At 59.4% G+C, this 534-nt stretch carries 1 pseudogene; it reads right to left on the bottom strand.

Annotated features, from left to right (window positions below):
• A pseudogene (locus AF337_RS00030) lies at positions 1-534 on the bottom strand (hypothetical protein); the annotation flags it as partial.

The raw sequence follows: 534 nt of genomic DNA, 5'->3' as shown, positions 1-534 counted from the left end.
ACCTCCATCATGCCTTTGCCCTGACCGTTTCCCTTCGTTAGGGCGGCGCACGTCCGCAGCGATTCTGTCGAGGATACGGCCAACGGCATCGCCCTCGATTACATGTCGCATACGAAATTCTTCGAGACGGGACTGAAGCTCACTTGACGCGGCACCAACCCCGTCGATGAAGCTCAGCCAGCTACCAGCGTTCGTCAAAATTGGCAACGGTTCATAGACTGGCAACGTCATGCCATAGCCAGCAACGGCGACGGGGTGAACCGCACGGGCGGCATCGAGGGCTACCGTAGAAGGCGTTGTGATCACCGCGTCGACAGAGCCGATAATCGCGCTGGCCGTATAGGCCTCCCAGGGCGGCACTGTGGGATCGGCCAAAACGATGTTGGCAGGCGCATCCGCCAGCAGGTGGATGTTTTTAGCTAGGTACCTGCCAGCGTGGTGAGGCTTCAACAGGAACGTCATTGCCGGACGCGCTGCCGCGACCTGACGGAGGTCTTGGATGAATGCATCGCGATAGCTATCGGTATAGCGCTC

Source organism: Rhizobium ecuadorense, from assembly GCF_001187535.1.
Classification (GTDB): domain Bacteria; phylum Pseudomonadota; class Alphaproteobacteria; order Rhizobiales; family Rhizobiaceae; genus Rhizobium; species Rhizobium ecuadorense.
This window is presented reverse-complemented; position numbering and strand designations above follow the sequence as displayed.